The sequence below is a fragment of the Pedobacter sp. GW456-11-11-14-TSB4 genome (genome assembly GCF_059424425.1).
Window position 1 is genome coordinate 233,227 of record NZ_JBWKZK010000005.1, and the last position, 9,996, is coordinate 243,222.

A 9,996-nucleotide genomic window follows, 5' to 3' on the forward strand; every position below is an offset into this window, starting at 1 on the left:
TACCGGAGCTAACGGCACTGCACCATATACCTTTACCTACAAAATCAACGGCGGGGCAGACCAGACTTTAGTTTCGATTGGAAACACGGCTACCTTAACCCAATCTACAACAGCAAGTGGAAGTTTTGTTTATACCTTGGTAAGTGTTAGGGATGCAAGTTCTACCACCTGTTTGAACTCGGCAAGTGGAACGGCAACTGTAACGGTGAACCCTTTACCAACCGCAACTATCGGCGGAACAACATCGGTTTGTGTTGGGGCAACTGCACCAACGGTAACCTTTACCGGAGCTAACGGCACTGCACCATATACCTTTACCTACAAAATCAACGGTGGGGCAGACCAGACTTTAGTTTCGACTGGAAACACGGCAACATTAACCCAATCTACCACAGCTAGTGGAAGTTTTGTTTATACCCTAATAAGTGTTAGGGATGCAAGTTCTACCACCTGTTTAAACTCGGCAAGTGGAACGGCAACTGTAACGGTGAACCCTTTACCAACTGCAACTATCGGCGGAACGACATCGGTTTGTGTTGGGGCAACTGCACCAACTGTAACCTTTACCGGAGCTAACGGCACTGCACCATATACCTTTACCTACAAAATCAACGGCGGGGCAGACCAGACTTTAGTTTCGACTGGAAACACGGCTACCTTAACCCAATCTACAACAGCAAGTGGAAGTTTTGTTTATACCCTAATAAGTGTTAGGGATGCAAGCTCTACCACCTGTTTAAACTCGGCAAGTGGAACGGCAACTGTAACGGTAAACCCTTTACCAACTGCAACTATCGGCGGAACGACATCGGTTTGTGTTGGGGCAACTGCACCAACGATAACCTTTACCGGAGCTAACGGCACAGCACCATATACCTTTACCTACAAAATCAACGGCGGGGCAGACCAGACTTTAGTTTCGACTGGAAACACGGCTACTTTAACCCAATCTACAACAGCAAGTGGAAGTTTTGTTTATACCCTAGTAAGTGTTAGGGATGCAAGTTCTACCACCTGTTTAAACTCGGCAAGTGGAACGGCAACTGTAACGGTGAACTCAACTCCAGTTGCTTCTAACAATACAGCTACATTAGATTGTACAGGAGTGTTAGCTTATAATTTACAGAACAACATCACAAATGGAGTAAATTCATCATTTACCTGGACTGTTTCATCACCTTCAAGTGTTATCGGTGCCGCTAGCGGCAGTGGTAATTCTATTAACCAAACTTTATACAATACAAGCAATACAGCTCAAACAGTAATTTACACAGTAACTCCTAAAGCTACTGGTACAGGAACTTGTACAGGAAATAATTTTACAGTAACAGTAACCGTTCCGGTCTGCTCATCAATTTCTATCAATAAAACCTCAAGTGTAAATAGCATAAATGCAGCAGGTAATACAATTCCATATGTTATTACAGTCGTAAATACAGGTAATGCAAATCAAACAAATGTAATCGTAACAGATGCTCTTTTAGGCGGTGCATTATTATCTCCTGTTAAAACTGGAGGAAATATTGATGCAGTTTTAGAAAAAGGAGAAACTTGGACTTACAATGGGAGTTATGCTGTAACTCAGGCAGATTTAAATGCTAATGGAAATCCGACAAGTAATAGCGGAAAAATTATTAATAACGCAACTGTCGTAACAGATCAAATCCCGGCAGGGCAAATAGCTACAGCAGATGTAAATATAGTTTTAGCACCATCAATAAGTTTAGTTAAAACTGGACTTTTAAATCTAAATGGTAATACAATAGATTATACATTCACAGTAAAAAATACGGGTAACGTATCAATAAGTGGGCTAACCGTAGTTGATAGTAAGGTAGCCGCAGTAACTTTAAGTCCTAGCAGTTTAGCTCCTGGCGCAACTGCAACAGGAAATGCAACTTATACTATTCTTTCAGCAGAAAAGGCAACTGGATTTGTATCTAATACTGCAACAGCAAATGGCAATACCCCGATTGGCGCTACTGTATCTGATGTTTCTGGTACAGCCGAAAGTAATGATACACCTACGCTAACAAATGTTGGTGTATATCCAATTAATGATAATGGGTCAGTAAATGGATTTACAGGCGGGACAGCTGTTGCCAATGTTTTAGTTAATGATAAGCTTAATGGAAATCAAGCAACAACCACAAATGTAACCATCACTCAAATTTCTACCAGTAATGCTAATGTATCATTAAATGCCAGCGGTGTGGTTTCAGTTTTGGCGGGTACAGCAGTTGGTACATACACTTTAGTCTATGAAATTGAGGATAAAGCCAATATCGGAAATAAAAAACAGGCTACTGTTACAGTTGATGTAACTAGTGGTTCATTGATTGCTGCTGGTGATAGTGGAGTATCAAACTCTGTTACAGGTAATACCAATTTACTAAACGTGTTGAGTAATGATACTTACAACACTAACTCCACTGCTGATATTACTAATGTTACCATCACCCAAAATACAAACAACAGTTTAGGCAAGGTAACCTTGGATTTGGCAACGGGAACAGTTGCTGTTGCAGCGAATACCCCTGCAGGCGTTTACACGATCAACTATACGATTACCGATAAATTGGATGCTACAAAAACATCGAGTGCTGATGTTGTGGTAACGGTTTCATCAAATGCTGTTCAGGCAGTTGCCGATGCTGGAAATGCGAACACGGTTACCGGAAATGCATCATTATTGAATGTGTTAACAAACGATAAATTTAATGGCGGTACACAGGCGACAGTCAATGATGTGACCATCACCCAAAATAGCAACAACAGTTTAGGCAAGGTAACCTTGGATTTGGCAACGGGAACAGTTGCGGTTGCGGCGAACACCCCTGCAGGCGTTTACACGATCAACTATACCATTACCGATAAGCTGGATGCTACAAAAACATCGAGTGCTGATGTTGTGGTAACGGTTTCATCAAATGCTGTTCAGGCAGTTGCCGATGCTGGAAACGCGAACACGGTTACCGGAAATGCATCTTTATTGAATGTGTTAACCAACGATAAATTCAACGGTGGTACTCAGGCGACAATCAATGATGTGACCATCACCCAAAATAGTAACAACAGTTTAGGCAAGGTAACCTTGGATTTGGCAACGGGAACAGTTGCGGTTGCAGCGAACACCCCTGCAGGCGTTTACACGATCAACTATACCATTACCGATAAATTGGATGCTACAAAGACATCGAGTGCTGATGTTGTGGTAACGGTTTCATCAAATGCTGTTCAGGCAGTTGCCGATGCTGGAAATGCGAACACGGTAACCGGAAATGCATCTTTATTGAATGTGTTAACGAACGACAAATTTAATGGCGGTACTCAGGCGACAATAAATGATGTAACCATCACCCAAAATAGCAACAACAGTTTAGGCAAGGTAACCTTGGATTTGGCAACGGGAACAGTTGCGGTTGCAGCAAACACCCCTGCAGGTGTTTACACGATCAACTATACCATTACCGATAAATTGGATGCTACAAAGACATCGAGTGCTGATGTTGTGGTAACGGTTTCATCAAATGCTGTTCAGGCAGTTGCCGATGCTGGAAATGCGAACACGGTAACCGGAAATGCATCTTTATTGAATGTGTTAACGAACGACAAATTTAATGGCGGTACTCAGGCGACAATCAATGATGTAACCATCACCCAAAATAGCAACAACAGTTTAGGCAAGGTAACCTTGGATTTGGCAACGGGAACAGTTGCGGTTGCAGCGAACACCCCTGCAGGCGTTTACACGATCAACTATACCATTACCGATAAATTGGATGCTACAAAAACATCGAGTGCTGATGTTGTGGTAACTGTTTCATCAAATGCTATTCAGGCAGTTGCCGATGCTGGAAACGCAAACACGGTTACCGGAAATGCATCTTTATTGAATGTGTTAACGAATGACAAATTCAACGGCGGTACCCAGGCGACAATCAATGATGTAACCATCACCCAAAACAGCAACAACAGTTTAGGCAAGGTAACCTTGGATTTGGCAACGGGAACAGTTGCGGTTGCAGCAAACACCCCTGCAGGTGTTTACACGATCAACTATACCATTACCGATAAATTGGATGCTACAAAAACATCGAGTGCTGATGTTGTGGTAACGGTTTCATCAAATGCTGTTCAGGCAGTTGCCGATGCTGGAAACGCAAACACGGTAACCGGAAATGCATCTTTATTGAATGTGTTAACAAACGATAAATTCAACGGTGGTACTCAGGCGACAGTCAATGATGTAACCATCACCCAAAATAGCAACAACAGTTTAGGCAAGGTAACCTTGGATTTGGCAACGGGAACAGTTGCGGTTGCAGCGAACACCCCTGCAGGCGTTTACACGATCAACTATACCATTACCGATAAATTGGATGCTACAAAAACATCGAGTGCTGATGTTGTGGTAACTGTAGCCGGTGGTTCAATTTTGGCGACTAATGACTTAGGCGTAGCCAATACTGTTACAGGTGGAGTTGCTATTGCCAATATTTTAGCGAATGATACTTTTAATGGCGGTACTCAGGCAACGTTAACCGATGTAACTATTACTGAAATTGATAATGATAGTAGTGGTAAAATTTCGCTTGCTGCGGGAGTGGTAACTGTTGCGCCAAATACACCAGCTGGTGAGTATACCATCACTTACACTATTACTGATAAACTTGATGCTTCAAAAACTTCAACGGCAACTGTAAAAATTAGTGTTGCTTCTGGTGCTTTAATTGCAAATAACGATAACGGAATTGCTAACACAATAAATGGTGGTTTAGCTATTGCTAATATTTTGGCTAATGATAAATACAACGGAAGCGCTACTGATGCTCCTTTAATAAGTAATGTAACTATTAAAGAAATATCAGGAAGTAATACGAGTGCAGGTAAAGTAACTTTAAATGCCTCAGCAGCAAGCGTAAGTGTTACGCCAAATACGGCTGCAGGTACATACACTATTGATTATTCGATCACTGATAAATTAGATGCTAGTAAAATTGATACGGCTAGAATAACTATTGTTGTTTCTTCAGGAACACTATTGGCTGCAAATGATAATGGAGTGGCGAATGCAGTGTCTGGTGGTACACCGATTGCAAACGTTTTAACAAATGATAGATATAATGGTAGTGTTACAATATCACCAACATTAACAAATGTTAGCCTTACAGAAATTGCCGGCTCAAATAATAGTGGCGGAAAGGTTATTTTAAACACTAATAATGGTGAAGTTACCGTTGCACCAAATACATTAGCAGGAATTTATACCCTTGATTATTCAATTACAGATCTTCTTGATCCTAATAAAATTGATACTGCAAAAGTTACAATCACAGTTTCTTCTGGATTAATTGCTGCAACACAAGATACAGGAATAGCAAACTCGGTAACAGGAGGTATTGCAGTACAAAATATTTTAGCTAACGATACTTTTAATAATGGTACTCAGGCTAGCATTGCTACAGTATCAATAACCGAAAATACCAACAACAGCGCCGGTAAGGTAATGTTAAATGCTTTAACTGGCGAAGTAACCGTTGCGCCAAATACAATTGCAGGTATTTACACCATCAACTACACTATTACTGATAAACTTGATGCAAGTAAAACATCATCAGCAAATATCATTGTTACGGTTTCTTCTGGTGCAATTAAAGCCAATGACGATGCGGCAAATATCAATACCATTACTGGTGGTGTTGCAATTGCAAACATTTTAGCTAATGATAAATATAATGGAAGCACAACTGTAGCACCCACTTTATCAGATGTTACAATAACAGAAATTGTTGGCTCTAACAATAGTAATGGAAAAGTGATATTGGATGCAAATGGAAGGGTAAATGTTTTGCCAAATACAACGGCTGGCACATATTCATTTGATTACATTATTGTAGATAAATTAGATGCAAGTAAAACTGATACTGCAAGAGTTACCGTTATTGTTTCATCAGGGTCTATTTCAGCAAATCATGATAATGGCTCGGCCAATACAGTAAATGGAGGAACAGCCATATCAAATGTTTTAGGTAATGATACGTTTAACGGTGGTGCGCAAGCAACCTTAGCAACGGTAACGATAGCAGAAATTGCAGGAAGTAACACAAGCAACGGCAATGCAATTTTAAATACTGCTACTGGAGCAGTAGTTGTTGCGCCAAATACTCTGGCAGGTACTTACACAATTGATTATACTATTACAGATAAATTAGATGCTAGTAAAATTGATACTGCAAGAATTACAGTTGTAGTTGCATCGGGAGCAATTCAAGCAAACAACGATAATGGCACTGTTAACACCGTAATTGGTGGCATTGCCATACCAAATATTCTAAATAACGATACTTATAATGGAGGTGTTACTGCTACGCTTGCTAATGTTAGCATTGCCGAAATTTCTGGTAGCAATACAAGTGCTGGTAAAGTAAACCTAAATTTATCTACAGGCAGTGTTAGTGTTTTAGCAAATACCCAAGCTGGCGTTTATACAATTGATTATACTATTACAGATAAATTAGATGCTAGTAAAATTGATACTGCTAGGATTACGGTAGTTGTGAGCGCCAATGCTTTACAGGCAAGTGATGATAACGGAACTGCGAATACGGTTTCTGGAGGAATAGCAATAGCAAACATTTTAACGAATGATAGATACAATGGCACAAATACAAATCCATTATTAACAGAGGTTACTATTTCAGAAATAGCACTAAGCAATAACAGCGCTGGTAAAGTAGTGCTAAATGCCAACACTGGTCAGGTTAATGTTTTACCAAATACACCCGCTGGTACTTATACTTTAAATTATTCAATAACTGATAAATTAGATGCTAGTAAAATTGATACGGCTAAAATTACAGTAGTTGTTAGTGCTGGAGTTTTACAGGCCAATAATGACAATGGTACTGCAAATACCATTTTAGGCGGAACTGCTATTGGTAATATACTATCAAACGATAACTATAATGGAACTACAGTAGCGCCAACTTTAGCAGATGTTAGCATTATTGATTTAGCGGGTTCTAATACCAGTTTAGGCAGGGTAACCTTAAACAATATTACAGGATTAGTGAGTGTTGCAGCAAACACTCCGGCTGGAACATATACTCTAGATTATTCAATTACTGATCTTTTAGATGCTAGTAAAATTGATACGGCTAGAATAACAGTTGTGGTAAGCTCTGGGTCAATACAAGCTAATAATGATGCCGGTAGTATTAACGGATTTATCGGAGGTATTGCTTTTACCAATGTGTTATTAAACGATACTTATAACGGTGGTGCCCAGGCTAGTTTAAGCAATATTAATTTAGCTCAAATATCTTCTTCTAACCCAAACATCACACTTGATGTGGTAACAGGAAATGTAAATGTAGCAGCAAATACACCTGCAGGAATTTACACTTTAGTTTACGAAATAGTCGACAAACTTGACCCAACTCAAACCAAACAAGCTACAGTTACCATTAATGTAAATGCACCCGTAATGGTTGCAAATCATAATGCGGGTTCTGTAAATGGAGTTGTAGGTGGTACGGCAGTACAAAATGTTTTAGATAATGATATGTATAATGGCGCTACAGCTACCATAGCTGCAGTTTCGCTTAATCAAATATCATCAACTAATTCAAATGTAACGCTCGATCCATTAACAGGTAAAGTTAATGTTGCAGCGGGAACGCCAGAAGGAGTTTACACATTAATTTACAGTATAACTGATCGACTTAATCCTACATTAACTAAACAAGCTACGGTTACTGTAACTGTAAGTGCGGCTCCAATGATAGCAAATGACGATAATGGAAACATTAACGGATTTGTTGGTGGCACTGTTATTTCAAATGTTTTATGGAATGATACTTACAATGGAAATCCAGCAACTTTAAATGATGTTGCCATCAGTCAGGTTTCTACAACCAACCCGAATGTAACGTTAGATCCGATAACAGGTAAAGTTAACGTGGCGCCAAATACGCCTGCCGGAAATTATTCACTGGTTTATCAGATAGAAGATAAACTTAATCCTGGTCAAACTAAACAAGCAACGGTTCATGTAATTGTTGATGCTCCAGAATTAACCGCATCAACTGATAATGGATCTATAAATGGATTAATTGGTGGTATAGCGATTACAAATGTATTATGGAATGATACTTATAATGGTGCAGCAGCTTCAATTGCTAATGTGTCGATAACTCAAGTTTCTACAACTGATCCAAAAGTTACGGTAAATGCCAATGGTGAAGTTACAGTTGCACCAAATACTATAGCTGGTACCTATACTTTAGTTTATCAAATAGAAGACAAATTAAATCCAAATCATACCAAACAAGCAACTGTAATTATCAATGTAAATGCTCCTGCATTGGTTGCAACAAACGATAATGGTTCAGCAAATGGCTTTACGGGGGGCATTGCAGTTCAAAATGTTTTAGTTAACGATAATTACAATGGGGTTACTGCAACTACTACTGATGTAACTATCTCACAAGTATCATCATCTAGTGCAAAAGTTACTATAAATGCCAATGGCGAAGTTATAGTTGCACCAAATACTTCTGCGGGAAATTACACTTTGGTTTACCAGATTGAAGATAAACTTAACCCTGGACAAACCAAGCAGGCAACTGTTGCTGTGGTTGTTAATGCACCGGCATTAGTTGCGGTAAACGACAATGCTACAATCAATGGCTTAGTTGGCGGAATAGCGATTACCAATGTTCTTTGGAATGATACCTACAACGGTGCTGCAGCAATGATGAGCAATGTGGCTATTTCACAAGTATCATCATCTAGTGCAAAAGTTACTATAAATGCCAATGGCGAAGTAGTAGTTGCGCCAAATACTCCAGCCGGAAATTATACTTTAGTTTATCAGATCGAGGATAAACTTAATCCTGGACAAACCAAGCAGGCAACAGTAACGATCAATGTTATTGCACCAGCAATGATAGCATTAGACGACAATGCTACTATCGATGGCTTAACCGGTGGAATAGCCGTTACTAATGTTCTTTGGAATGACACTTATAATGGCACTGCAGCAACGATGAGCGATGTAACTATCTCACAGGTATCATCATCTAGTGCAAAAGTTACTATAAATGCCAATGGCGAAATAATAGTTGCGCCAAATACTCCTGCGGGAAATTATAATTTAGTTTATCAGATTGAAGATAAGTTGAATCCGGGTCAGACCAAGCAGGCAACAGTAACCATTACAGTTACTGCACCAGCAATGGTAGCACTTAATGATAATGGTTCTGCAAATGGACTTACAGGCGGCACTGCTGTTGCGAATGTATTGGCTAACGACACCTACAACGGAAATCCAGCTTCGCTGAATGATGTAACATTGAGCCAGGTTTCTACTAGCAACCCGAACGTAACCTTAGATCCTGCAACAGGAAAGGTGAACATTGCACCGAACACTCCGGCAGGAAGTTATACTTTGGTTTACCAGATCGAGGATAAACTAAATCCTGGTCAGACCAAGCAGGCAACAATTACGGTTACCGTTGATGCACCTGCGATGTTGGCAGCAAACGATACGGGTTCTGCAAACGGCTTGATTGGTGGCACTGCTGTTGCAAATGTATTGGCTAACGATACCTACAACGGAAATCCAGCTACGCTGAATGATGTAACATTGAGCCAGGTTTCTACGAGCAACCCGAACGTAACCTTAGATCCTGCAACAGGAAAGGTGAACGTTGCACCAAACACTCCGGCAGGAAGTTATACTTTGGTTTATCAGATCGAGGATAAACTAAATCCCGGTCAGACCAAGCAGGCAACAATTACGGTTACCGTTGATGCACCTGTGATGTTGGCAGCAAACGATACGGGTTCTGCAAACGGCTTGACCGGTGGTACCGCTGTTGCGAATGTATTGGCTAACGATACCTACAACGGCAATCCAGCTTCGCTGAATGATGTAACATTGAGCCAGGTTTCTACGAGTAACCCGAACATAACACTTGATCCTGCAAC

Annotated in this window: 1 protein-coding gene; it reads left to right on the forward strand. The window is 40.2% G+C overall.

Annotated elements, in window-relative coordinates:
- A partial coding sequence (locus AC07XU_RS16805; RefSeq protein WP_494944794.1) for an Ig-like domain-containing protein occupies positions 1-9,996 on the forward strand: 9,996 nt, incomplete at both ends.